This window comes from Actinomadura verrucosospora (genome assembly GCF_039540335.1).
Taxonomy (GTDB): domain Bacteria; phylum Actinomycetota; class Actinomycetes; order Streptosporangiales; family Streptosporangiaceae; genus Spirillospora; species Spirillospora verrucosospora.
The window spans coordinates 65,031-89,686 of sequence record NZ_BAABEV010000010.1 but is presented as its reverse complement, the minus strand read 5'-3'; the positions used below and the strand labels follow the sequence as shown (position 1 = coordinate 89,686).

Sequence of the window (24,656 nt, the reverse complement as noted above, 5' to 3'; positions counted from 1 at the left end):
GCCGGCGGTCACGCCCGCTCGGCCCTGGCCGCCTCCTCGAACGCGGCCATGCGGGGCAGGACGTTGCCGAGCGGCGGGACCACCTCCGGCAGGGCCGCCATCATGACGGCGGGGGGCGGCAGCCAGCCGTCCTCCCGGATGCCCTGGACGATGAGGCGCTCGGCCTCGGCGCGGTCGCCGCGCTCCACCAGGTGGGCGATGACGCCCTCGAACGCCTCCCGGCGGCGGGCGGGCGACCGGATCTGGGCGACCATCAGCTCGGCCTCCGGCAGCCGTCCCGCCGCCGCGGTGGCCAGCGCGATGTCCCGCAGGATCGGGCTCTGCCGGTGGTGGTGCTGCGGCTCCTCGCCGAGGATGCCCCGGGCCTGCTCGGGCAGTCCCGCCCGCAGCGCGGCGGCGGCGACGCCGGCGAAGGTCGCGCCGCGGACCTTGGGGTCGCGCACGCTGCGGGCGATCCGCAGCGCCCCCTCGATGAGCCGGACGGCGCGGGCGGTGTCGCCCAGGGCCGCGGCCCGCTCCGCGACGGCCGTCATGGTGGGCCACGCGGGGAACGGCAGCCGCGACGCCCGCATGATCTCCGTCACCCGCTCCGCCTCGTCCAGCAGCCCGAGCTGCGCGGCGGCGCCGGCGATGTGCGACAGGGCCCGCTGGTGGCGCTGCTCGTCCACGTAGGTGGCGGCGAGCTGCTCGGCCTCGCGCAGCAGGCGCCGCGCGCGTTCGGCGTCGCCGATCGCGTCGGCGAGCAGGGCCAGCTCCACGAGCCCGCGGCACCGCGGCTCGGCATTGGTGATCGCGATGGTCCGGACGGCCGTCTCGGCGTCGTCCATCGTCCTGCCCGCCAGGTTCGCGTTGCCCGTCGCCGCGACGGCGGCGGCCAGCCGGCCGATCAGCTCGCCGCGGATCCGCATGTTGCGCACCCCGCGCGCCTCGCGGACGACCCGGCGGCGCAGGGCCCGCAACCGCTCGGCGCTCGCCCGGCAGACCGCCAGCAGGACCTCCACCCGCAGCCGCGGGTCGGCCAGGCCGCTCGCGAGCCGCTCCGCCAGCTCCAGGTCGCCGATCTCCACGGCCGCCGCCGCCAGCTCGGTCGCCACCCCCTCGCTGGAGTCGGCGTCGAACCCGGCGAGCCGCTTCTCCGCCTCGGCCAGCAGCCGCCCCGCCTCGGCGGCGTTCCCGAAGCCGTGGGCGGCGCGCGCGACCTCGGTCAGCGCGGACAGCCTCATGGCCGGATCCGAGACGAGCGCGACCAGCCGCCGCGCCGCGTCGAGGTCGGTGACCCGGGCCGCGGCCGCCGCCAGCTCCGTCGCGACGGCGTCGCGGGAGTCGTCGTCCATGTCGCCGAGCAGCTCCTCGGCTGCGCTCAGGAACCGCGCCACGCGGGGGTAGGCACCCGCGCGGTAGGCGGTCTCGGCGAGTTCGGCCAGCGCCGAGGCCTGCCGCCGGGGGCTGTCGACGACGGCGGCGATCCGCTCCGCCTCCCCGTAGCGGCCCCGCCGGGCCGCGGCCACGGCGGCGGCCGTGATCTCGAACCGGGTCAGGTGCCGCACCGAGCCCGCGGGCGCGAGCTGCTCGGCCGCCAGGAGGTAGGAGACGGCCTGGTCGCGGTCGCCCCGGGCCGCGACGATCCGGGCGAGCCGGGCCAGGCCGGTGGCCCGGCGGAAGCCGTTCCGGACCCGTCCGACCAGGTCTTCGGCGTCGCCGATCCGGCCCGCCTTGGCCAGTTCCCCTGCGGCGTTGACGCTCGCGAACAGCTGCTTGCGGGTGCGGCTCATGCCCGCCAGCGCGCGGTGGACGACCTCCAGGCGGCCGTCCCGCGCGGCCCGCTCCGCGACCGTCCCGAGCAGGGTGTTGCGCTCGTGCACGTCGACGACGAAGAGCGCCGCCCGGACGGCCTCCTCCGTGAGGCCGAGCTCCGCGGCGATCCTCGCCGTCTCCGCCGGCAGGTCCTGCTGGGAGGGGAGGCGCAGCGCCGCGTCGATGCCCGTCTCCAGCACGCCGGAGGCTCCCTGGAGCTCGGCGACATGCGACTTGATCAGCAGGTTGACCGCCCGCGCCGCCTTGGGGGACGTCCCCTCGGCCACGGTCAGCGCGAGGGTCAGCAGGCCGCGCGCCGATTCCAGGTCGCCCTCCGCCGCGGCGCCGGGGGCCGCCTCGACCAGGGGCGCCCACTGGCGCCGCGGCTGGAGCCCGGCGAGGTCGGCGGCCGTCCTCATCAGCCGGACCGCGGTGTCCGGGTCGCCGGCGTCGAGGGCGCCGATCGCGGTGCGGGCCGCGCCGAGTGCCCGGCGATGGCCTTCCAGCAGCGCCATGAGCCTCTCGGCCTCGTCGAGCAGCCCCGCCTCCACGGCGGAGTCGGGCAGCTCGCCGGGCGCCGCCTGGCGGGACGCGCCGCCCTTGGCCGCGACCGTCTCGATCGCGGTCGCGAGCACCGCCCGCGCGGCGGCCCGATCGCCGCGCAGCGCCCGCGCCCGCGCGATGCCGCCGAGCGCCCGGGCGAGCGCCCGCGCCCCGTTGACCGACGTCCCCACCAGCTCCAGCGCCGCCGTGAACTCGCCCCGGTCGGCCAGCAGCCGCACGAGCTCGGCGAACGTGTCCCACCGCAGGTCGTCGGGCCCGAGGAGCCCCGCGAGGCGCTCGGCGTCCTCCCGCAGTCCCTGCTCGGCGGCGGCGCGGGCGGCGGCCGCGATGATCGGCCACTGGTACTTGCGGTCGGCGAACGAGCGGGCGATCCGCTCCACCGAGTCGCACAGCCCGGCGCGGGCGGCGTCGCAGGCCATGTCCGTCATCAGCTCCCGGCGCCGGTGCCGGGACGGAACCACGGAGGTGAAGAGCCGGGTGGCCTCGTCCAGGAGGGTCTCGGCGCGGGTGAAGCCGGGGCCGAGGGCCAGCGCGATCCGGGCCAGGGTCCGGGCCCTGCGCACCCCGCTCAGGATTCCGCCCGCCAGCAGCTCCGCCTCCTGGAGCCACAGCGCCGCCTCGGTCTCGGCGCCCGCCCGTCCCGCCGCCTCCGCCATGGAGATCAGGATGTTGGCCTTGATCGAGGCGACGGTGATGTCGCGGGCCATCCGCTCGGCGCGCTCCAGCTCGCCGAGCTCGGTCCAGGCCACCGCGATGACCTCGGGGTGGACGCGCACGGGCAGGCGCAGCTGGTCGCGCCACAGGGCCAGCACGTAGACCACGGCGAGGTCGGGCGAGTCCGCCGCGAGGAGCAGCCGGATCGAGTCGGTCAGCGTCAGCACGGCCGGCTCCACCGTCCCCGTCCGCTCCAGCAGGCGGCTCCAGCGGTCGGGCTCGTTGAGCCGCAGCAGGCGCTCCAGGTCCCCGTCGTCGGCCAGCGCCTGCGGGAACCGGTCCAGGAGGTACAGAGGGGTGTCGGCGGGCCAGCCGCCGGCCCGGTAGGTCTCGGCCCAGTCGAGCACCCGCGCCCAGAAGCCCGCCATCGCCTCGGCGCCGAGGCGCTCGGTGGTGGTCTCCCGGATCAGGTCGTGGGCGAAGGAGTAGCGGCCCCCGCCGTCGTCCTCCCGGCGCTCGACCAGGCGGGCGATGGTCTGCTCGACCAGTTCCCGGACGTCGTAGAGGTCCAGGCCGGTGAGCCGGGCGATGTCCTCGTCGGCCAGCCCGCCGCCGGACGCCGCCAGCAGCCCGAGCACCTCGCGGCTCGTCCGGTCGCGCAGGTGCTGCTGCAGGTCGCGCTCGGCGGCGTTGCGCGAGGCCCGCGAGGCCTCGTTGGCGGCGAGCGTGCGGCGCTCGCACCCGCGCAGCGGATGGCCGTCCGGGACGTCGGCGGGCACCTCGGGGAAGTGCCTGCTGGTCACCAGCACATGGCTGCCGGGCGGCACGTACTCGGGGAGCTGGGCCGCGACGCTGCTCTCGCGGTGCCGCACGTGGTCGTCCTCGTCGAGCCCGTCCACGATGAGCATGAGGTGGCGGCCGTCGGCGGTGACCCGCTCGACCGCGCGCTGCCACAGGTCGTCCAGGTCGAACGCGGTCGGCACGACGCCGGGTGTGGGCGTCTCGCCGACCAGCGGGGCCAGCTGGTCGGCGAGCGCGGCCCGGTAGTCGGCCAGCCGCGAGCCGGCCGACCGGGACACGAAGAACGCGACCGTGACGACGTCGGGGGCGGGGTCCCCGGCGAAGGCGGCGGCGAGCGTCGTCTTGCCGGCCCAGGGCTCGCCCACCAGCCACAGGTAGGGCGTGCCGCTCGTGGCGAACTCCTGGAGCCGGCCGAGCTCGGCGTCCCGGTCGGCGGGGTCGGGGCAGCGGGCCCGGAGCTTGGTGATGGTCGACCAGTACCGGGACCGGCGCAGGGGCGCCGACGGCCCCGCGGGCCCCGGGTCCAGCCGCACGCCCTCACCGTCGAGGAGCGCGTTCAGCCTCTCCCGGCTCGGCTGGGGCTCGACGAACTCGCCGGCGGTCCGCGGCCGGTGCGGTCCGGCGGCGCTGAAGACGCGGGAGGCGGTCAGCGGCCCGTCGGGCTCGGCCCAGCGCACGACGCCGACCAGCTTGCCGCCGACCAGGACGGGGCCTCCGGACAGCCCCCGGTACCGGCGGCCGGCGCGCAGCGGGGCGTCGTCGCGGTGCAGGTCGAGCAGGCCCGTCTTGACGTTGGCGCCCAGGAGGACGTCGCCGTCCACCTGGTCGACGTCGCGGACGCCGCCGAGCTCGCTCTCGCGGTCGTGGGAGGCGGGGAAGCCCCACGAGACGAACCGGGCGCGCCCGGTGCTCCAGGGGTCGACGTCCGCCAGCACCGCGGGGGCCACCGCGGGCAGCGAGCCGTCCGCCACCCGCAGCAGCGCCAGGTCGACCTCGGCGCCCTCGGCGGTCCAGATCCGCTCGGCGGCGACGGAGACCGACTCGTCCGGCGTGGCGAGCCGGACCGCCACCGGCCCGGGGGCGGCCACCACGTGCCGGCAGGTGAGCACCAGCCCGGAGGAGATCCGGTAGCCGGTGCCGTAGCCCTCCTCGCCCTCCCCGACGAGCACCTCGACGGTGCGCCAGCGTGGTTCGTCAGGGATCACCGGCCGGGCTTGCGGAGCCGGTCACCCACCTCGATCGGCTTGCCGTCGACGTGCGGATTGAGCGTGACCGCCACCCGGTGCGTGGTGGTCTGCGCGAGCTTGCCCGAGGCGCCGACCTCGACCACCCAGACCTTCACCTTGCCGTTCGCGCCGCCCTCCCGGACCACGGCGACCTCGAACTCGACCTCGACCGGCCCCACGCTGAAGCGGATCTCCTCGTCGGCGCCCTCAAGCTGAGCCCGCGCCAGGTCGTCGCGGATCGCTTTGACTGCCTCTGCCAAGCCGATTTCCTGCATTGCTCCCCATTACTCGTAAGTGGGGAGAGTTTAGCGCTTAGTAGCGGCACGACTGGAATTCAACGGAGGTCACGCCTTCGGCAGGGACGGCCTGTCCGCGAAGAACCTGGCCATGAGCTCGCTGGCGTAATCCGGCCATTCGTGGCCACCGCGCTGCCTGGTGCACAGCGCGACGACGACGGGGCCCGGGCCCGTGCCGACGCAGTCGTCCGGCCCGTCCGGCACCGGCCGCGAGAGCGCGGGCAGCTTGTCCACCCATCTCCAGAACTCCATGAGGAACCTGACGGGGATGAAGGGGAAATGGACGTCCGCGTCCATGTTCCCGCCGCCGTCATAGGGGACGGACGGGTCCCACGTCCCGTGGAAGGCCAGCACCGACACCGGCTCTCCGGGCGTGCAGCCGATCGCGAGCGCGCCGGAGACCACGGCGATCCCGGCGATCCTGTCCGACCGTTCGCACGCGTACCGGTACGCCATGCCGCCGCCGTTGGAGAAACCGGTCACGAAGACGCGGCGGGGGTCGGCGACGCCCTGCCGCACCAGCGTGTCGATCAGCTTGTCGAGGAACGCGACGTCGTCGACGCCGGTCCAGCGGGCGAACCAGCAGCAGGCCCCGGCGTTCCAGGTGCCGAGGAGCCCGTCGGGGTAGGCGACGGCGTAGCCGTGGCGGTCGGCGACCCCGTCGAGCCCGCTCTGCCTGCGGACGTACTCGGCGTCGTTCAGACCGCCGTGCAGCGCGACGATCAGCGGCAGCGGCCCCCGGGCCTCGCTTCCGGGCGGGACGTGCAGCAGGTAGGGGCGGTTCCAGTCGCCCATGGGAATGGTGTGCTTCGACGTTCCCGGGGCGTCCTCGGACGCTCCGGCGGGCAGGGGGTGGGCGATGAGCGTCGCGAGGAGCGCCGCGATCATCGCCGCCCGCACGGCGATCTTCATAGCGTGATCTAACGCCCGCCGCGCCCCGCCGGGCTACGCACCGGCGCGCAGAAAAGTCCGGCCCTTTTTGGCGGCGGGCGCGCACGGAAGCTCCCGCGCGGGGCGGGTCACGCCGCGGCGGCGGCTGGAACTGGTCCGTCGAGGGAGGTCGTGCGGCGTCGTCCCAGGTGGACCAGCGCGGCGCTGACATGTGTGACATGCCGTGGGACGCGGGCGCTGTGGGAGGTGGGAACCGGGGCACGGCGGTGCCGGCGGGCTGCGAGGAGGGGAGCCCGCGCGTCAGCCGCACTCACCGGTGGCAGGACGGAGGGCCGGGCGGTTCCGCGGCGCCGGGGCGGACGCACGCGGGACCGCCCGGCCCTCCCGCGTTCAGGGCCGGGCCGCGGCGGCGGGAGCCCGTCCACGCGCGGAAGGCGGCGCCGGGCGGGGCGTCCCGCGAGGGATCGTTGACGGCGGGGCGTTGTCGAAAATATGGTGAACCGACCGGTCGGTATGTGCGAAATTGCGTGCGGTCGACCGTTCCTGTCGCCGCCGCGGGCCTCTCGGAGAAAAGCCATGATCCTCAGCACGATGCAGGACTTTCCGCTGTCGGTCGCCGCGATCCTGCGGCACGGGGCGCGCGTCTACGGGCGCAGCGAGTGCGTGACCTGGACGGGCGGCGGCGAGCCCCGGCGCGCCACCTTCGCGCGGATCGCCGGCAACGCCGAGCGGCTCGCGTCCGCCCTGGCCAGGCTGGGCGTCCGTCCCGGCGACCGGGTGGCGACGTTCTGCTGGAACAACCAGGAGCACCTGGAGGCGTACTTCGCGGTGCCCGCCATGGGGGCGGTCCTGCACACGCTGAACATCCGGCTGTTCCCCGAGCAGCTCTCGCACATCATCAACCACGCCGACGACCAGGTCGTCATCGTTGACGACAGCCTCGTCCCGCTCCTGGCGCGCGTCGTGCGCGAGCTGCCCGCCGTCGAGGCGTTCGTCGTCGTCGGGGACGGCGACGCGTCGGCCCTGGAGGCCAACGGCAACGGGGCCCCCGTCCTGCGTTACCACGAGCTGCTCGCCGCGGAGGAGCCCGGGTACGCGTGGCCGGAGGTGGACGAGCGCTCCGCCGCGTCGATGTGCTACACCAGCGGCACCACGGGCGACCCGAAGGGCGTGGTGTACTCGCACCGCTCCACGTTCCTGCACGCGATGGCCGTGCAGTCGGCGTCGCTGGTGGGCATCACCGAGGCCGACCGCGTCCTGACGATCGTGCCGATGTTCCACGTCAACGCCTGGGGCCTGCCGTACGGGGCGTTCCTGTCCGGGCGACGCTGCACATGCCGGGGCCGTTCATGCAGCCGGAGCACCTCGTGAGGTTCGTCGCCGCCGAGCGCAGCACGCTCGCCTCCGCCGTCCCGACGATCTGGAACGGGATCCTGGCCCTCGGGGAGCGGGAGGAGATCGACCTGTCGTCGCTGCGGGCGGGCACCTCCGGCGGCGCCGCCGCGCCCCGCGTCCTGCTGGAGCGCTTCGAGCGAAGGTACGGGCTGCGCATCATCCAGGGCTGGGGGATGACCGAGACGAGCCCGCTCGGCGGCATGGCGTTCCCGCCGCCCGGCGTCGAGCCCGGCACCGACGAGGACATGTACTGGCGGCTGAAGTCCGGCCGCGTCGCCGCCGGCGTCGAGATGCGCATCGTGGACGACTCCGGCGCCGAGCTGCCGTGGGACGGCGAGTCCGTCGGCGAGATCGAGGTGCGCGGTCCGTGGATCACCGGCGCCTACCACCGCGACCCCGCGCCGGAGAAGTTCGACGACGGCTGGCTGCGCACCGGCGACATCGGCACCATCGACGACCGAGGCTTCTACCAGATCACCGACCGCGCGAAGGACGTCATCAAGTCGGGCGGCGAGTGGATCTCCTCGGTGGAGCTGGAGAACCACCTCATGGCCCATCCCGCCGTGGCGGAGGCCGCCGTCATCGGCGTCCCCGACCCCCGCTGGGACGAGCGCCCCCTCGCCTGCGTCGTCCTGCGCTCGGACGCGTCCGCCACCCCCGGTGAGCTGGCGTCGTTCCTCGCGGACAAGGTCGCCCGCTGGCAGGTCCCCGAGTACTGGACGTTCCTGGAGGAGATCCCGAAGACCACGGTCGGGAAGTTCGACAAGAAGCCCCTGCGCGCCCGGCACCGGGACGCGGCGCTCGAGATCGAGCACGTGGAGCGCTGACGGCCGGCGGGCCGTCCGCTACTTCTCCAGGCCGTGCAGGAACAGGTCCACGTAGTGCTCGCTGATGGCGGCCGTCTTGAGGCGGCCGCCCGGGCGGTACCAGGCGCCGATCTGGTGGACGGTGCCGAAGAAGAAGTGGACGGCGATGTCGGCGGGCGTCTCGGTGCGGAACGTGCCCTCGCGCTGGCCCTCCTCGACCAGGGCGCGGAAGCGCTCGTGGTAGCGGCGCCGCTCGGCCCGCACGGCCTCCCGGCGGTCGCGGGAGAGCAGGTGCGTCGAGCGGAAGAAGACGGTGAAGTCGTCCAGGTAGGGGAACGAGGTGTTGAGGACGTCGACGGCGGCGGCGCGGAGCCGCTCGGCGGCCGTGCCGGGACCGCTGGCGATCTGCTCCAGCCGGGAGGTCTGCAGGCCGAGGAGCCGGTGGTAGATCTCGTAGAGCAGGTCGTCCTTGGAGCCGAAGTAGTGGTACATGGCCCCCTTGGTCACCCCGGCGGCGTTCACGATCTCCTGGACCGAGGTGTTCTCGAAGCCCTTCTCGGCGAACATCCGGGTCGCCACGGCCAGCAGCCGGTCGGGCAGCGGCAGGGTGCCGGCGGTCCGGCCCGCGGGCGCCTGCGCCATCGACACCACCTCCGTCCGGGAGCGCCCCGGGGTCTCGTGCCGCCCCGGCGCGGCCGCCCGCAGATCGCCGATCAGCCTACCGCCCGGCGGGGATCCGCCGCGGCGTGCGCCGGGACCGCCCGAATCGGCTGTTGACCGGAGCGCCCGCTGATTCTATCTTCGGTGAATCCGACCAGTCGGTATGTGCATTTGGGCCTCGGGGGATTCGCGCTGAATTATCGGCGAGGTGAGGCGACATGTCCGGCTCCTCCGCGACTCTGGAACTTCGAACGGTGACCGTCCGCTTCGCCGGACTGGTCGCATTGGACGGGGTGTCGCTCACGGCGCCCCAGGGCCGGGTCACCGGGGTGATCGGCCCGAACGGCGCGGGCAAGACGACCCTCTTCAACGTCGTGTGCGGGTTCGTCCGGCCGGAAGCGGGCGAGGTGCGCTGGCGGGGCCGGGTCCTCGGCCGGCATCGGCCGCACGACCTGACGCGGCTCGGCATCGCCCGCACCCTCCAGGGCCTCGGGCTGTTCCCGGGGCTGACCGTGCTGGAGAACGTGATGGTCGGCGCCGACCCGCACGCCAGGGCCGGGTTCTGGTCCGGCCTCCTCGCGCTTCCGCGCGCCGACCGCGACGAGGCGGCGCTGCGCGAGCGGGCCACGGCCCGGCTCGCGGAGCTGGGCGTCGCCGGCGAGGCCGCACGGCTGCCGGGGGAACTGCCCTACGGCGTGCAGAAGCGGGTCGCGCTGGCCCGCGCGCTCGTTGCCGAGCCCGACCTGCTGCTGCTGGACGAGCCCGCCGCCGGACTGTCCGCGACCGAGATGGACGAGCTGGCCGGGCTGATCCGCGGGCTGCGCGGCGGGCCCGCCGTCGTCCTCGTCGAGCACCACATGGACCTCGTCATGGGCGTCTGCGACCAGGTCGTCGTGCTGGACTTCGGCAGGGTCATCGCGAGCGGCCCGCCGGAGCGCGTGCGCGACGACCCGGCCGTCCTCGACGCCTACCTCGGCGAGGAGGTCGGCGGTGCTTGAGGTGAAGGACCTCACGGTCTCCTACGGCGCGGTGCGGGCGCTCGACGGCGTCGGCCTCAGGGTGGACGAGGGCTCGCTGACCGCCGTGCTCGGTGCGAACGGCGCGGGGAAGACCACGCTGCTGCGCGCCGTCTCCGGCCTCCTGCGCCCCCGCTCGGGACGCGTCGAGCTCGACGGCGCGGACATCACCCGGACGGCGGTCGAGGAGATCGTCCGGCTCGGCGTCGCGCACGTCCCGCAGAGCGGCGGCGTCATCACCGAGCTGACCGTGCAGGACAACCTGCGGCTCGGCGGGCTGTGGCGGCGCGACCGCGCGGCCCTCGCGCGCCGCGTCGCCGACATGTACGCGCTGTTCCCGGCGCTCGCCGAGCGCCGGTTCCGCGCCGCCGCCACCCTGTCCGGCGGCGAGCGGCAGATGCTCGCGCTGGCCCGGGCGCTGACCGGCGCGCCGCGGCTGCTGCTGGTGGACGAGCCGTCCCTCGGCCTCGCGCCGCGGGTGGTCGCCCAGCTGATGGCCGTGCTGCGGCGGCTGTGCGACGAGGACGGCCGGACCGTGCTGCTCGTCGAGCAGAACGCGCGCAGCGCGCTGTCGGTCGCCGACCGCGCCGTCGTCCTGGACCTCGGCTCCGTCGTGGCGGACGAGCCCGCCTCCGCCATCGCCGCCGACGACCGTCTCCGCCACGCCTACCTGGGGTTCTGATGGTGCGCTTCGTCAATCTCACCCTCGCCGGGATCACCTCCGGGGCGGTGTTCGCGGCGGTCGCCCTCGCTCTGGTGCTGATCTGGCGCTCCACCCGCGTCGTGAACTTCGCGCAGGGCGGCATGCTGATGTTCACGACGTTCCTCGCCTGGAGCGTCATCGACGCGGGCGGCTCCTACTGGCTCGCGCTCGGCGCCGCTCTGGCGTCCGGGCTGGTGCTGGGCGCGGTCGTCGAGCGGGTCGTGGTGCGGCCCGTCGAGGACAAGCCGCCGCTGAACGCGGTGATCGTCACCCTCGGGCTGCTGGTTCTGCTGCAGGCGGCCGCGGGCATGATCTGGGGGGACACCCCGCACTCCTATCCGCCCGCCTTCACCATCAAGGGCCTGTCCGCCGGCGGGACGCGGCTGCTGCTGTCGCCGTTCGACCTGTTCGTCATCGGCGCCGTCGCCGCGGTCATGGTGCTGCTGACGCTGCTGTTCGTCCGCACCGACCTCGGGCTGCGGCTGCGCGCCTCGGCGTTCGCGCCCGAGATCGCCCGGCTCCAGGGCGTCCGCGTCGGCCGGATGCTGACCCTCGGCTGGGCGCTCGCCGCGCTCGTCGGGTCCCTCGCCGGGGTGCTGATCGCCCCGTCGGTGTTCGTCGGGCCCGCCCAGTTCGACGCGATGCTGGTCTTCGGGTTCACCGCCGCCGTGATCGGCGGGCTGGACAGCCCGGCGGGCGCCGTCATCGGCGGGCTGCTGCTCGGCTGCGCCCTCAGCTACGTGTCCGGCTACCTCGGCTCGGAGCTGGTCGCCCTCGGGGCGCTCGCCGCCCTCATCACCGTCCTGATGATCAGACCGAACGGCCTGTTCGCGACGAGCCCCGGACGGAGGGTGTGACCCGTGGCCGCCTCCGTGCGAAGCGCCCTGAGCCGCTCCACCCTGACCCGGCACGCGGCCGGCGCCGCCCTCGCGCTCGCCGCCCTGTACGTCCTGACCACGGCCGCCGCCCCCTACCGGGACCTGCAGATCGCGCAGGCCGCCTACCTCACCTGCGCGGCCGCCGGCCTGACGGTGCTGACCGGGCTCGGCGGGCAGATCTCCCTCGGGCACGGCGCGTTCATGGCGGTCGGCGCCTACACGGCCGCGCTGGTCATCGGGCACTGGGGCTGGCCGCTCGCGGCGGTCCTGCCGGCGGCGGCCGGGGCCACCGCCCTCGCGGGGGCGGCGGTCGGCGCCGTCGCCGCCCGGCTGCACGGCCCCTACCTGGCCGGCGCCACCCTCGCCTTCGCCGTCGGGCTGCCCGGCCTCGCCAACTACGAGCCCCTCACCGGAGCGCTCGGCGGCCAGAACGGGCTGACGATCGTCCCGCCGGTCCCGCCCGCCGCGCTCGGCGAGACGTTCCCGCTGGAGCGCTGGCAGGCGTGGATCTGCTGCCTCGGCGCCGTCGTCACCCTGTTCCTGCTCGCCAACCTGACCCGCGGCCGGTTCGGGCGGACGCTGCGCGCCAGCCGCGACGACGAGATCGCCGCCGCGCTGAGCGGCGTCCGGGTCGCCCGGCTGCGGATCGCCGCCACCGTCGTCTCGGCGGCCTGCGCCGGGCTCGCCGGCGGGCTGCTCGCCGTGGTCGCCACGCTGGCCGCGCCGGGCGCGTTCCCGCTCACGCTGTCCCTCCAGCTCATCGCCGCGATCGTCATCGGCGGGCTCGGCAGCCTGCCGGGCGCGGTGTGGGGCGCGCTGATCCTGGTCTACGTGCCGACCTGGGCGGCGGACCTGTCGTCCTCGTCCGGCCTCTCGCACAACATCGCGTCGAACCTGCCCCTCGCCGTGTACGGCCTCGTCCTCATCGCGGTGACGCTGGCCTTCCCGCGCGGCGTCCAGGGAGGGCTGCGCGGCATCGGCGGCGCCGTCCGGCGCCGGGTGCGCGGGACGCGCGGCCGGGCTCCCGGGCCGCGCGGTCCGGCGCCGAGCGACACATCGGGGCCCACCACAACGCACCCAGGAGGAGCAGATGAAGCGACCCCGGACGATGCGGGCGCTCGCCCTGACGACCGCGGCGACGCTGGCGGTCGCGGCGAGCGGCTGCGGCGGTGACGGAGGGGGCGGCGGGTCGGCGGCGCCCGGAGTGACCGCCACCACCGTCACGATCGGCAGCCACCAGCCGCTGACCGGGCCGGCCGCGCCCGGCTACAGCGCCAACTCCGCGGCGTCCAAGGCGTTCTTCGACTACGTGAACGCGAACGGCGGCGTGCACGGACGCAAGATCGTCTACAAGTACGCGGACGACGCCTACAACCCGACGCAGACCGTGAGCGTGACGCAGAAGCTCGTCCTGCAGGACAGGGTCTTCGCGATCTTCAACGGGCTCGGCACGCCCACGCACTCCAAGGTGGTCGACTACCTGAACGCCCAGCGCGTCCCCGACCTGTTCGTCGCGTCCGGATGCGGCTGCTGGGACCAGCCGGACAAGCACCCGCAGACGTTCGGCTGGCAGGTCGACTACATCCGCGAAGGCAAGATCCTCGGCGACCACGTCAAGAAGGCCTACGCGGGCAAGAAGGTCGCCTACTTCTTCCAGAACGACGACTTCGGGCAGGACGGGGTGAAGGGCCTCGACAAGTACATCCCCAAGGACCAGGTCGTGTCCCGGCAGTCCTACCAGCCGGGCAGCACCGACATCGGCGCGCAGGCGCAGGCGATCGCGCAGTCCAAGGCCGACGTCGTCGTGCTGTTCAGCATCCCCACCTACACGGCGCTGTTCCGGCTCGCCGCGCTGAAGCTGAACTACAAGCCGACGTTCGTCGTCAGCAACGTCGGATCCGACCCGATCACCCTCACGGGGCTGCTGGAGAGCTTCGCCAAGAAGGGCGGCAGCGAGGTCGAGGGCAGCCCGCTCATCCAGGGCATGGTGACCGACGGCTACCTCGCCGCGCCGGGCGACGCCTCCAACAGCTGGACGGCGCTGTTCAAGAAGATCCACGACCGGTACATCCCGAAGCTGCCGTTCAACGGCAACATCGTCTACGGGATGTCGGTCGCCTACACCTTCGTGCAGGCGCTCCAGGCGGCCGGGAAGAACCCGACCCGCAAGGGCGTCGTGGAGGCGCTGGAGAAGTCGCGCTTTACCGGGCCGGGCGTCGTCCCGTTCGCCTACGGCGCGGACTCGCACGCCGGGTACACCGGGGCGGTCATCGGCACGGTCAAGGGGCAGAACGTCGTGCCCCAGGGGCAGCCGCTGACCACCGACGACGGCGACGGGCCGATCCAGCCCTACACGACCCCGCAGCCGCAGGCGCCCGCCAACGGCATCCCCGCCGCGGGCTGACCGGCCCCGCCGCCCCGCGCGTCGCGGCGCGGGGCGGCGTCAGGCCCGGACGACCTCCGGGCCCGCGGCCGCGAGGTCGGCGGCGAGGTCGGTGTCCAGCCCGGTGTCGGTGATCAGCACGTCGATGTCGGAGAGGCCGCCGAACCGCACGAGGTGGTCGTGCCCGATCTTGGTGCGGTCGGCGAGCAGCACCCGCCGCCGGGACGAGGCGATCATCGCCCGCTTCACCGCGGCCTCGGCCTGGTCGGAGGTGGTCAGCCCGCGCTCGACCGAGCAGCCGTTGGTGGCCATGAACGCCACGTCCACCCACAGGTCGGCGAGCGGGCGCAGCACCCAGTCGTCCACCGTGGCGAGCGTGCGGCCGCGCACCCGCCCGCCGAGGATGATCACGGTGAGGTTCGGGCGGGTCGCCAGCACCGCCGCGTGCGGCGGCGAGTTCACGATCACGGTCAGCTCGCGGTCGGTCGGCAGCAGCTGGACGAACCGCGCGGTGGTCGTCCCGGCGTCCACGATGACCGACCCGTCGGCGGGCAGCTCCTCCAGCGCCGCCTTGGCGATGCGCTGCTTCTCCTCCGTCATCACCGCGTCCCGCGCCGCCAGCTCCGGCTCGAAACCGAGCCGCTCGACGGGCATCGCGCCGCCGTGCACGCGCCGGACCGTCCCGGCCCGCTCCAGCACCGTCAGGTCGCGGCGGATCGTCTCGGTCGTGACCGAGAACTCCTCGGCGAGCGCGACCACGTCCACCCGGCCCTTCGAGCGCGCCAGCGCAAGGATCGCCTGCTGCCGTTCCTCGGCGTACATGACCGTCGTCCCACCCGTTCCGTCTGCGTCGCGGTGCGTCCCCATTGTGCCGAGTCCGCCGTGCCGAGCCGTGCCGATCCCGCCGGTCCGCCGCGCCGGGGCCGCGGGACCGGTCAGGCGGGCTGCTCGGCGTCCAGGTCGCGGGCGAGCAGGCCGGCGAGCTCCTCCAGCGCGCCCCCGGCCCCGTCCCCCTCGGCGGACAGCGTCACCTCCGTACCGTGCCGCGCGCCGAGCGACAGCACGCCGAGGATGCTGCTCGCGGGGACGGGCGCGCCGTCCCCGACCCGGATGGACACCGGCACCGGCTGCCGCGCCGCCGCCTGGACGAACAACTGCGCCGGGCGGGCGTGCAGCCCCTGCGCCGCGGCGACGACGACGCTCCGTTCGGGCATGGCGTCTCCTCAGGGTTCGATGGTGACTTTGATCGCGGCGCCCCGGGTGACCAGGTCGAGGGCGTCGTGCAGGGCGTCCAGCGGGAGCCGGTGGGTGATGAGGTCCTCGACGGGGACCCGTCCGGACCCGATCATCTGCAGCGCGCGGGCGTTGTGCGCGGGGCTCGACCCGTTCGCGCCGACCAGGGACAGCTCCCGGTAGTGGACGCGGTTCGCGTCGACGGGGACGACCGGGTCGTCCTTGGGCAGGCCGCCGAACAGGCTGACCCGGCCGCCGGGCGCGACGAGCCGCTGCGCCAGGCCCTGCGCGGCGGCCGACGCGGCGGCGGTGATCGCCACGTCGGCGCCGCGCCCGCCGGTGCGTTCGAGGATCTCCTCGACGACGTCGCCCGCGCCCGCGTCGAGCGCGGCGTCCGGCTTGACGAGCGCGGCGGCCCGGTGCAGCCGCTCGGCGTTGACCTCCACGAGGAACACGCGGGCGGCGCCGCGGGCCCGCGCGACCCGCACGTGCAGGCAGCCGACCGGGCCCGACCCGAACACCACGACGTCGTCGCCCTCGCCGACCCGGGCGAGCTCCTGGCCGTTCAGCACGCAGGCGAGCGGTTCGGCCACCGACGCCTCGGCGAACGAGACGCCGTCGGGGATCCGGTTCACCCCGCCGACCGCGAGCACCTTCGCCGGGACGATCGTGTACTCGGCGAACCCGCCGTCGTAGTGGTATCCCATCGACTCCTGCGCGGCGCAGACCGTCATCCGGCCGCGGCGGCACTCGGCGCACCGCCCGCACGGGATCGCCGCGATCACCTGCACGCGGTCGCCCGGGGCCCAGTCCCCGGCGCCGGCCCCGGCCTCCACGACCTCGCCGGCGATCTCGTGGCCCATCACCCGCGGCGGGACGATGTGGTGGTGCCCGAACCGGGAGATCTTGACGTCGGTGCCGCAGGTCGAGCAGCCGCGGACGCGGATCTTCAGCTCGCCCGGGCCGGGCTCGGGTTCGGGGGCGTCCTCCAGGCGGATGTCGGCGGGGGCGTAGAAGCGGGCGACCTTCATGCGATGTGTTCCTGTCGTGTCGGTTGCTCGTCCTCGGCCGGCGGGGCGAGCAGGGCGAGGACCTGCTCGGCGGCGGTGGCCTCGCGCAGCGCGCGGGCCCGGCCCGGGTCCATGAGGACCTGGGCCAGCTCGGCGAGGATCTCCATGTGGCCGTCGCCGCGCGCCGCGATCGCGACGCAGACGGTGACGGTCTCGCCGTTCCAGTCCGTCCCGTCGGGGAAGCGGACGACGGCGAGGGCGTCGCGGCGGATGAGGCCGCGGCCCCCGGAAGTGCCGTGCGGGATCGCCACGCCCTCGCCGAGGTAGGTGGAGATGGAGCGTTCCCGCTCCAGCATCGCGTCGATGTAGCCGGGCTCGACGGCGCCCGCGTCCACGAGCACCCGCCCGCAGACCCGGACGGCGTCGTCGCGGTCGCGGGCCCGCGCGTCCAGCCGGATCGCGTCCGGGGCCAGCAGGCCGGCGGCGCCGTCAGGCACCGACCTCACCGCCGTCCTTGATCGCCTTGACCAGCCGGTCGACGGCCGGGTCGCCGAGGTAGACCTCGAACGGGATCACCGGTGCGCCGCCGGCGCCGCGCCGGGCGCGGGCCGCGAGCCCGGTGTGGCAGACGACCACGTCGGCGTCGCCGGGGATCGCGTCGACGGGCGTGTGCTCGACCGCGACGTCCTGCTTGCGCAGCGCCTTGCGGAGCTGCCCGGCGAGCATGACGCTGCTGCCCATGCCCGCGTCGCAGGCGATGACGAGTTTGCGGATGTCCTTGCCGTTCATCGTTGGTGCGCCTTCCGTCAGTGGGCGGTCGTTTCCCGGGCGGCGCCGTCGGCGGGCTCCTTCGGGGGCGCCTGCCCGGCGGTGCTCGGCTCGGTGGTGGTCTCCTCGGCGGCGCCCGCTTCGGTGGCGCCGTCCGCCTCCCCGGCCGCGTCCCCGCCCTCGGGGTCGGACTCGGCCAGCCTGCCGAAGCCGAGCAGCGCGGCGCCGACGCCGAAGGAGACGGCCGCGGAGGCGATCAGGCCGGAGTAGACGCCGATCCAGTTGCCGGCGCCGCGGGGCGTCTGCGCCAGGTAGGCGAAGATGCTGCCGGGCGAGGGGGTCGCCACGAGCCCGGCGCCCGTGGCCACGAAGATCGCCACTCCGGTCACGCCGCCCGCCATCGCGGCGAGGATCATCCGCGGCTTCATCAGGACGTAGGGGAAGTAGATCTCGTGGATGCCGCCGAAGAAGTGGATGACGGCGGCCGCCGGGACGCTCGGGCGCAGCCGCCGCGGCCCGAAGAACCAGTAGGCGAGCAGGACGCCGAGGCCCGGCCCCGGATTGGACTCCAGCATGAACAGCACGGACCTGCCGTGCTCGGCGGCCTGCTGGACGCCGAGCGGACCGAGCACCCCGTGGTTGACGGCGTTGTTGAGGAACAGCACCTTCGCCGGTTCGATGAGCAGGGACGTGAGCGGCAGCAGGTCGTGGTCGACCAGCCACCCCACGCCGTCCCCGGCCCATTCGGTGAAGGTGTTCATGACCGGGCCGATGAGCCGGTTGCCCGCGACGGCCATCGCGGCGCCGACGATCCCGGCGGAGAAGTTGTCGACCAGCATCTCGAACCCGGTCCGGACGCGGTCCCGCACGAGGCCGTCGAACAGCCGCAGCAGGTACGCGGCGAGCGGGCCGGTGATCATCGCGCCGAGGAACATCGGCACCTCGGCGCCGACGACGATGCCCACGGTGGCGACCGCGCCGACGACGGCGCCGCGCTGGCCGTGCACCATCCGGCCGCCGGTGTAGCCGATCAGCAGCGGCAGCAGAAACTTGATCATCGGGTCGACCAGCTCGCCGAGCTCCTTGTTCGGCAGCCAGCCGGTCGGGATGAACAGGGCGGTGATCAGGCCCCAGGCGATGAACGCGCCGATGTTCGGCATCACCATCGCGGCCATCCGGCCGCCGAGCCGCTGGACGTTCGCGCGGATCCCGCGCCCGGCGGGCTCCGGGGTGTAGGCGGTGGCCATCTCGGCCTCCTGTCGTTCGGGGGTGGGGGTGGGTGTTTCGCGGGGTCAGGCGAGGAGGGGGCGGGCGAGGTCGGGGTGCGGGTGGATGCGGACGATGTCGCGCCGCACGTCGGCGGAGCCGGGCATCCGGCTGGCGGGCAGCCGCACGGCCGCCGCGCCCCAGGCGAGGCCCTCGGCGAGCGCGCGGGGCCCGCGGGCGCCCGCGGCGAGGAACCCGGCGAGCAGGGCGTCGCCGGCCCCGACGGTGCTGCGCGGGTGGGCGACGGGCGCCTCGCCGGTGAGGACGCCGTCGTCGTCGACGAGCACCGCGCCCTGCGCGCCCAGGCTGACCAGGACGGCGCGGGCCCCCCACGCCCGCAGCCGCCCGGCCGCCTCGACCGCGTCGGCCACGGTGTCGACCGGGCCGCCCGCGGCCTCCGCGAGCTCCTCCCGGTTCGGTTTGACGAGGTCGGGCGCGGCGGCGACGGCGGCGCGCAGCGCCGGGCCGCTGGTGTCGACCGCGACGCGGACGCCGCCCGCCGAGAACCGGCGGCACATCCGCGCGTAGGTGCCGTCAGGGACGCCGGGCGGCAGGCTGCCGCAGCCGACCACCCAGCGGGCGGAGCCGGCCGCGGCGGCCACCGCGGCGCCGACCTCGTCCAGCTCCCCGGGCGACAGCGGGCCGCCGGGCTCGTTCAGCTTGGTGACGACGCCGCCGGGCTCGACGATCGTGACGTTGGACCGGGTCCGCCCCCGGGCGCGGACGGCGTGCACGCGCAGGCCCTCGGTCTCCAGCAGCCGGCGCAGCTGGTCGCCGTCGGCGCCGCCCACCGCGACCACGGCGGCGGACGCGACGTCGTTGGCCAGCAGCGCCCGGGACACGTTGACGCCCTTGCCGCCCGGGTCCAGCCGCGCGGACCTGGCCCTGATGACCGCGCCGCGGGTCAGCACGTCCACCTCGATCGTGCGGTCGAGGCTCGGGTTGAGCGTCACCGTCACGATCATGCGCCGACCGCTCCCGGCTCCATGTGGCTTCCCTTCCGTTTGAGTTTGTTTCTCTTGTTTTAGATCCGTTTTGCGTCCAGGTCAAGAGCGGACGGGCCCCCGTGGTCGTCCCGGCCGGCGGCGGGAAGGATGATCTGTGGCGGGATGCGCGAGGCGGGAGGGGCACTGTGAGCCGGAGCGGGACGGGCTGATGGCCTGGTCGGTCTGCTTCAGCCTGCTCGCGGCGTTCCTGTTCGCCGCGGCGGCGGCCCTGCAGTACCGGGCCGCGCGGCGTGCCGTGCACGGCGTCTCGGACGCGTCCGCCGCCCACGGGCTGATCCGCCGGCTGGTCCGCGACCCCGTGTGGCTCACCGGGTGGGGGGTCAACCTCGGCGGGTTCTGCGCGCAGGCCGTCGCCCTGCACTTCGGCTCGACGGCCGTCGTCCAGCCGCTGCTGGTCACCCAGCTGGTCTTCACGATCGTGCTCGGCACGATCGGCACGGGACGCCGGCCCGCGCGGCTCGACCTGTTCGGAGGCATCGCCGTCACCGCGGGCCTCGCCGTCCTGTTCACGGTCCCGGGCGCGATCCCGCCCCAGGGCGAGCCGTCCCGGCCGCGGATCCTGCTCGCCGGGCTCGTCGCCGCGCCGGTCATCCTCGTCCTGTCGCGGGCGGCATGGCTGCGCAGGGGGCCGGTGCGGGCCGCGCTGCTCGGCGTCTGCGCCGGCCTGTGCTTCGCGGCGACCGCCGTGCTGATCAAACTCACCACCGCCGACCTGGTCGACCGCGGGGTCGCGGCCACCGCGGTGGACTGGCCCGGCTACGCGCTGGCCGGCAGCACGCTGCTCGGCCTGGTCATCGAGCAGCGGGCGTTCGCGGCCGGATCGCTGCCCGCCGCCATGACCGCGATGACGATGACGAACCCCATCGCGTCCTACCTCGTGGCCGCCTTCGCCTTCCAGACGCTGCCGCCCCGGACGGCCGCGGCGCTCACGGCCCTGTCGTTCAGCGTGCTCCTGCTCACCGGGGGAGTCGCGCTGCTGTCGCGGTCGGCGCACGCGTCCCGCGAGGGCGATACGGTGCCCGGAGCCTCCTGAAAGGACCCTCTTTGATCACCCGACGCGCCCTCGTCCTCGGCGGGCTCGGCGGCCTCGGCGCCGCCGCGGCCACGGGCGGCGCCGGCTACGCGCTGGTGGAGAGCGGGGCCCTGCCCGGCAAGGTCCGGCTGGACCGCGCGCTCGGCAGGTGCGGGGACGTGCCGGCGCCGCCCCCCGCGTCCGTCCGGGCCGAGACGATGACCTGGCGTTCCGCGCACCGCCGCACGACCGTCACCGCGACCGTCGTCCCGCCCGCCGCGAACCGGTCGCCGCGCGGCCTGCCGGTGGTCGTCGCCCTGCACGGCACCGGCGAGGACGGCTCCTCCCTCGTGCGGAACCTGGCCCTGGACCACTACCTGCCCGACGCGGTCGCCAACGGCGGCGTCCCCCCGTTCACCCTCGTGAGCGTGGACGGCGGCCGGGACACCTACTGGCATCCGCGCGCCTCCGGCGACGACCCCCTCGGCATGATCGTGGACGAGCTGCTGCCGCGGCTGCGGGACCGCGGCGCCCGCACCGACCGCGTGGGCGCCATCGGCTGGTCGATGGGCGGCTACGGAGCCCTCGTGCTGGCCCGCCGCCTCGGCCGCGGCCGCACGGCCGCCGTGGTCGCCTCGTCCCCGGCCCTGTTCGCCTCCTACGAGGACGCGGTCGCCACGAACCGCCGCTCGTTCGACGGCGCGGCGGACTACCAGCGCCACGACGTCTTCGCCGCGCTCGAAGAGCTGAAGGGCGTCCCGCTGCGCGTCGACTGCGGGACCAGCGACCCGTTCGCCGACCGGGTGCGCGATTTCCGCGACCGGGTCCGCCCCGAGGGCGGGCTGGAGGGCGGATGCCACGACGCGGCCTTCTGGCGTCGGCAGCTCCGCCGCGAACTGGCGTTTCTCGGGCACCGTCTGAGCCCCCGCTGACCGCCTGGAGATCTCGGGGGGACCGGGCATGATGGCGTCATGAGCGACACCCCGGCCCGCACCGAGATCGGTGACCGGGCGGCCTACGCCGCCGCCGTCCAGACCGCCGTCGCCGCCTCCGCCGCCTACTACGGCGAGGGCGACTCGCCGCTCGACGACGACGCCTTCGACCGGCTGGTGCGCGGCATCGCCGCCTACGAGGCCGAGCATCCGGACGAGGTGCTGCCCGAGTCCCCGACGGGCAAGGTCGCCGGGGGAGCGGTGGTCGGCGACGTCCCGCACACCGTCCCGATGCTGAGCCTGGACAACGTGTTCTCCGAAGAGGGCCTGCGGACGTGGGCGGCGCGCCTGGCCCGCAGGCTCGGCCGCGAGGTCGCGGCGTGGAGCGTCGAGCCGAAGCTGGACGGCATGGCGATCTCCGCCCGGTACCGCGACGGGCGGCTCGTCCGGCTGGTGACGCGGGGCGACGGCGCCGCGGGCGACGACGTCTCCCACTGCACCGGCATGATCCTCGGCCTGCCGGGGCGCCTCGCGCGGCCGCTCACCGTCGAGCTGCGCGGCGAGGTGCTGATGACGCGGGCCCAGTTCGAGGCCGCCAACGCCGCCCGCACCGCCGCCGTGGGAACGACGTTCGCCAACCCGCGCAGCGCCGCCGCCGGAACCCTGCGCACCAGGGACCACCCCTACGAGGTCGAGATGACCTTCTTCGCCTACGGCGCGCTGCCGGCGGACGGCACCGACGGCGAGACGGCCGCGCGCCTGCGCGACCTGCCGCACAGCCGGGTCATGGAGCTGGTCGCCGGCCTCGGCGCGAACACCACGGCCGCGACGTCCGCCCCGGGGATCACCGCGACGTCGATCGAGCGGGTGCTGGAGCGGATCGAGGAGATCGCCGCGCTGCGCGCCGAGCTCGACTTCGGCATCGACGGCATCGTGGTCAAGGCGGACGCGGCGGCCGACCAGGCCGACGCCGGCCTGTCCTCGCGCGCCCCGCGCTGGGCGATCGCCTACAAGCTTCCCGCGGTCGAGAAGATCACCCGGCTGCTGGACGTGGAGTGGAACGTCGGCCGCACCGGGGTCATCGCGCCCCGCGCCGTCCTGGAGCCCGTCGAGGTGGACGGCTCCACCGTCACCTACGCGACCCTGCACAACGCCGCCGACATCGAGCGGCGCGGACTGATGATCGGCGATCACGTCACCGTCTACAAGGCGGGCGACGTCATCCCGCGCGTGGAGGCCCCCGTCGTCCACCTGCGCACCGGGCGGGAGCGGCCCGTCGAGATCCCCGCGGCCTGCCCGCGCTGCGGCGACGGGATCGACGCCTCCCAGCAGCGCTGGCGGTGCGTGCGGGGCCGCGCCTGCCACGCCGTCGTGTCGGTCCGCTACGCGGTGGCCCGCGACCAGTTCGACATCGAGGGCCTCGGCGAGGGCCGCATCGACCAGCTCATCCGCGAGGGGCTGATCACCGACTTCGCCGACCTGTTCACCCTCACCTACGACCAGGTCATCGCCCTGGAGCGGATGGGCGAGACCAGCACCACGGCCCTTCTCGCCGCGATCGAGGGCGCGAAGGCGAAGCCGCTGAGCAAGGTGTTCTGCGCGCTCGGCGTGCGCGGCACCGGCCGGTCGATGTCGCGCCGCATCGCCCGCCACTTCGGCACGATGGACGCGATCCGCGCCGCGGACGCCGAGGCCCTCCAGGAGGTCGAGGGCGTCGGGCCGGAGCGCGCCGCGGTCCTGGTGGCCGAGATCGCCGAGCTGGCCCCGCTGATCGACAAGCTCGCCGCCGCCGGGGTCACCATGAGCGAGCCGGGCGCCGCGGGCCCGGCCGGGCGGGAGGCCGGGGCGGGCGCTCCGGACCTGCCCCTCGCCGGGATGTCGGTCGTCGTCACCGGCGCGATGTCCGGGCCGCTCGGCGGCCTGTCGCGCGAGCAGGTGAACGAGCTGGTCGAGCGCGCCGGAGGCACGGCGTCCTCGTCGGTGTCGGCCCGCACGTCCCTGGTGGTCGCGGGGGAGAAGGCGGGGTCGAAGAGGGCCAAGGCCGAGCGGCTCGGCATCGAGATCGTCACGCCGGAGGAGCTCGCCGCCCGCGTCGCCGCGTTCCTGTGAGCCGCGGCTACGCCGTCGGCTCGGCCCGGCCCGTCCGGTCGGCGCGGCCCGTCCGCACCAGCCAGCTCAGCATCAGCATGAGGTCGAGCCGTCCGTCCGGCTCGGTGAAGCGGCCGCCGGTCAGCTCGGTGATGCGCCGCAGCCGGTACCGGACGGTCTGCTCGTGGATGTGCAGCCGCTCCGCGGCGGTCACCGCGTTGTCGCCGCACTGCAGGTAGGTCAGCAGGGTCTCGGCGAGCGGCTGCCGGCGCGGCGGAGGCAGCTCCAGCAGCGGCCCGAGGGCGGCTTCGGCGGTCGCGCCGACCAGTTCGTCCGCCGCGAGCGTGGCCAGCGACGCGATGTGGTCGACGCACCGGACGGGGCCCTCGTCCGGCAGCAGCCCCCGTTCCGCCAGGGTCAGGGCGTGCCGGGCCCAGCGCAGCGAGAGCGCGCCCTGCCCGATCGGGACGGTCGGGCCGAGCGCCGAGGTGCCGAGCCTGCGCAGCGCCGGCCACAGCCGGTCCTGGCCGGGGCCCTCCGGGTCGGGCACCACGAGGAAGGGGACGGGCGCCTCCCAGTCGGCCAGCACCGCGGGCGGCAGGATCCGGGCGCCGGCGGGCGCGCCCGCCGGCAGCGCCACCAGCGCGATGCTCTTCGGCAGCTCCCAGCGGGCCGCGACCGCCAGCTCGGCGATCGTCTCGTGCCCGGGCGGGGGCTCGGCGACCAGCAGGTCGCGGAGCCGGTCGCGGCGGCGCTCCCGCTCGGTCGCCAGCTGGCCCTGCGCGCGGGCGTAGCCCTGCGCGGCGGCGTCCGCGGCCCGCGCCAGCAGCATGAACAGCGAGTCCGTGAGCCGGCCGAGCGTCTCGCGCGACCAGCCGAGCCGGTAGGCGTCCTTGATGAACCGGCGGCAGGCGACCTGGCTGCTCACCCGCATCGCGTTCTGCAGCGCGGCCAGGCTCCTGCCCTGCCGCGCCTCCTCCTCGCCGAGCCGCATGTACAGCTCGGTGATCTTGCGTGCGTCCGCGGTGGGATGGTCGACGGAGTCCACGAAGAACGCGACGGTGTCGCTGACCGTCCGCTCGACCTTCCGGGCGTACTCGCCGCCGTCGGCGCCCGCGTACTCGGGGACCTGGTCGCGGATCTCCCGCTCCATCTCGTCCACGGCTGCCTGGAGATGCTGCCGCAGCACGTCGGGCAGCTCGGCGGGCATCGGCCCTTCGGTCATCCGTTGTCCGATCGGCGGGGTGGGCTCGGGCGAATCACCCTAGGCAAG

General features: G+C 75.0%; 21 protein-coding genes and 1 pseudogene. 10 read left to right on the top strand and 12 right to left on the bottom strand.

The features are described 5' to 3' along the window. Positions 1–8: 8 nt before the first annotated feature. The 3 genes from ABD944_RS14085 to ABD944_RS14075 form a co-directional block, all read right to left on the bottom strand. Positions 9–5,018 (bottom strand): trypsin-like peptidase domain-containing protein, encoded by a 5,010-nt coding sequence (locus ABD944_RS14085; RefSeq protein ID WP_345176154.1) that lies wholly within the window; start codon positions 5,016–5,018, stop codon positions 9–11. Beyond that, positions 5,015–5,314 (bottom strand): trypco2 family protein, encoded by a 300-nt coding sequence (locus ABD944_RS14080; protein ID WP_345176152.1) that lies wholly within the window; start codon positions 5,312–5,314, stop codon positions 5,015–5,017. Before ABD944_RS14080 ends, ABD944_RS14085 begins: the two co-directional genes overlap by 4 nt. A 69-nt stretch (positions 5,315–5,383) precedes the next feature. Further along, positions 5,384–6,247 carry a CE1 family esterase gene (locus ABD944_RS14075; RefSeq protein ID WP_345176150.1) on the bottom strand — a complete coding sequence of 288 codons (864 nt, stop codon included), beginning with the start codon at positions 6,245–6,247 and terminating at the stop codon, positions 5,384–5,386. Positions 6,248–6,718: 471 nt separating this feature from the next. Here ABD944_RS14075 and ABD944_RS42425 point away from each other — a divergent pair. Together ABD944_RS42425 and ABD944_RS42420 are read left to right on the top strand one after the other, a co-directional pair. After that, positions 6,719–7,947 (top strand): annotated as a pseudogene (locus ABD944_RS42425) (AMP-binding protein); the annotation flags it as partial. A gap of 222 nt (positions 7,948–8,169) precedes the next feature. Further along, positions 8,170–8,448: an AMP-binding enzyme gene (locus tag ABD944_RS42420; RefSeq protein WP_378188710.1), complete on the top strand. Its 279-nt coding sequence runs from the start codon at positions 8,170–8,172 to the stop codon at positions 8,446–8,448. Positions 8,449–8,466: 18 nt separating this feature from the next. Here the strand turns inward: ABD944_RS42420 and ABD944_RS14060 are convergent, their stop codons facing one another. Then, a complete protein-coding gene (locus ABD944_RS14060) occupies positions 8,467–9,069 on the bottom strand; it encodes a TetR/AcrR family transcriptional regulator (RefSeq protein WP_345176146.1) in 603 nt (200 codons plus the stop codon). 236 nt (positions 9,070–9,305) lie between these two features. On the opposite strand from ABD944_RS14060, the gene ABD944_RS14055 reads away from it, so the two are divergent. Genes ABD944_RS14055 through ABD944_RS14035 form a run of 5 tightly spaced genes read left to right on the top strand, consistent with a single transcriptional unit; the run spans position 9,306 to position 14,088 of the window. Then, positions 9,306–10,085 (top strand): ABC transporter ATP-binding protein, encoded by a 780-nt coding sequence (locus ABD944_RS14055; protein ID WP_345176143.1) that lies wholly within the window; start codon positions 9,306–9,308, stop codon positions 10,083–10,085. Then, positions 10,078–10,785, top strand: coding sequence for an ABC transporter ATP-binding protein (locus ABD944_RS14050; RefSeq protein ID WP_345176140.1), 708 nt, complete (start codon positions 10,078–10,080; stop codon positions 10,783–10,785). The genes ABD944_RS14055 and ABD944_RS14050 overlap by 8 nt, the downstream gene beginning before the upstream one ends. Next, the gene (locus tag ABD944_RS14045; protein WP_345176136.1) at positions 10,785–11,663 is read left to right on the top strand and encodes a branched-chain amino acid ABC transporter permease; all 879 of its coding nucleotides are present in this window, start codon (positions 10,785–10,787) and stop codon (positions 11,661–11,663) included. Before ABD944_RS14050 ends, ABD944_RS14045 begins: the two co-directional genes overlap by 1 nt. Positions 11,664–11,666: 3 nt before the next feature. After that, positions 11,667–12,857 carry a branched-chain amino acid ABC transporter permease gene (locus ABD944_RS14040; RefSeq protein ID WP_345176134.1) on the top strand — a complete coding sequence of 397 codons (1,191 nt, stop codon included), beginning with the start codon at positions 11,667–11,669 and terminating at the stop codon, positions 12,855–12,857. Then, positions 12,775–14,088, top strand: a complete 1,314-nt coding sequence (locus ABD944_RS14035; protein ID WP_345176131.1) for an ABC transporter substrate-binding protein — start codon at positions 12,775–12,777, stop codon at positions 14,086–14,088. The genes ABD944_RS14040 and ABD944_RS14035 overlap by 83 nt, the downstream gene beginning before the upstream one ends. A 39-nt stretch (positions 14,089–14,127) precedes the next feature. Here the strand turns inward: ABD944_RS14035 and ABD944_RS14030 are convergent, their stop codons facing one another. The 7 genes from ABD944_RS14030 to pfkB form a co-directional block, all read right to left on the bottom strand. Further along, positions 14,128–14,889, bottom strand: coding sequence for a DeoR/GlpR family DNA-binding transcription regulator (locus ABD944_RS14030; protein ID WP_345176129.1), 762 nt, complete (start codon positions 14,887–14,889; stop codon positions 14,128–14,130). Positions 14,890–15,002: 113 nt separating this feature from the next. Continuing rightward, entirely contained in the window at positions 15,003–15,281 is a 279-nt protein-coding gene (locus ABD944_RS14025) for an HPr family phosphocarrier protein (protein WP_345176127.1), read from the bottom strand. A gap of 9 nt (positions 15,282–15,290) precedes the next feature. After that, a complete protein-coding gene (locus ABD944_RS14020; RefSeq protein ID WP_345176123.1) occupies positions 15,291–16,331 on the bottom strand; it encodes a zinc-dependent dehydrogenase in 1,041 nt (346 codons plus the stop codon). Further along, on the bottom strand, positions 16,328–16,816 hold the full coding sequence (locus ABD944_RS14015; RefSeq protein ID WP_345176120.1) for a PTS mannitol transporter subunit IIA: 489 nt from the start codon (positions 16,814–16,816) through the stop codon (positions 16,328–16,330). The genes ABD944_RS14020 and ABD944_RS14015 overlap by 4 nt, the downstream gene beginning before the upstream one ends. Further along, on the bottom strand, positions 16,800–17,099 hold the full coding sequence (locus ABD944_RS14010; RefSeq protein WP_345176116.1) for a PTS lactose transporter subunit IIB: 300 nt from the start codon (positions 17,097–17,099) through the stop codon (positions 16,800–16,802). Before ABD944_RS14010 ends, ABD944_RS14015 begins: the two co-directional genes overlap by 17 nt. A gap of 17 nt (positions 17,100–17,116) precedes the next feature. Further along, positions 17,117–18,325, bottom strand: a complete 1,209-nt coding sequence (gene mtlA, locus ABD944_RS14005; RefSeq protein WP_345176114.1) for a mannitol-specific PTS transporter subunit IIC — start codon at positions 18,323–18,325, stop codon at positions 17,117–17,119. 45 nt (positions 18,326–18,370) lie between these two features. Further along, entirely contained in the window at positions 18,371–19,309 is a 939-nt protein-coding gene (pfkB, locus tag ABD944_RS14000; RefSeq protein ID WP_345176111.1) for a 1-phosphofructokinase, read from the bottom strand. Between the two features lie 136 nt (positions 19,310–19,445). On the opposite strand from pfkB, the gene ABD944_RS13995 reads away from it, so the two are divergent. The 3 genes from ABD944_RS13995 to ligA are packed head-to-tail and all read left to right on the top strand — an operon-like array spanning position 19,446 to position 23,404. Next, positions 19,446–20,384, top strand: coding sequence for a DMT family transporter (locus tag ABD944_RS13995; protein WP_345176109.1), 939 nt, complete (start codon positions 19,446–19,448; stop codon positions 20,382–20,384). An 11-nt stretch (positions 20,385–20,395) separates the two neighbouring features. Then, entirely contained in the window at positions 20,396–21,295 is a 900-nt protein-coding gene (locus ABD944_RS13990) for an alpha/beta hydrolase (RefSeq protein ID WP_345176105.1), read from the top strand. Positions 21,296–21,334: 39 nt separating this feature from the next. Further along, the gene (gene ligA / locus ABD944_RS13985) at positions 21,335–23,404 is read left to right on the top strand and encodes an NAD-dependent DNA ligase LigA (protein ID WP_345176102.1); all 2,070 of its coding nucleotides are present in this window, start codon (positions 21,335–21,337) and stop codon (positions 23,402–23,404) included. A gap of 7 nt (positions 23,405–23,411) precedes the next feature. Here the strand turns inward: ligA and ABD944_RS13980 are convergent, their stop codons facing one another. Then, positions 23,412–24,608 (bottom strand): PucR-like N-terminal domain-containing protein, encoded by a 1,197-nt coding sequence (locus ABD944_RS13980; RefSeq protein ID WP_345176100.1) that lies wholly within the window; start codon positions 24,606–24,608, stop codon positions 23,412–23,414. Positions 24,609–24,656: the final 48 nt, after the last annotated feature.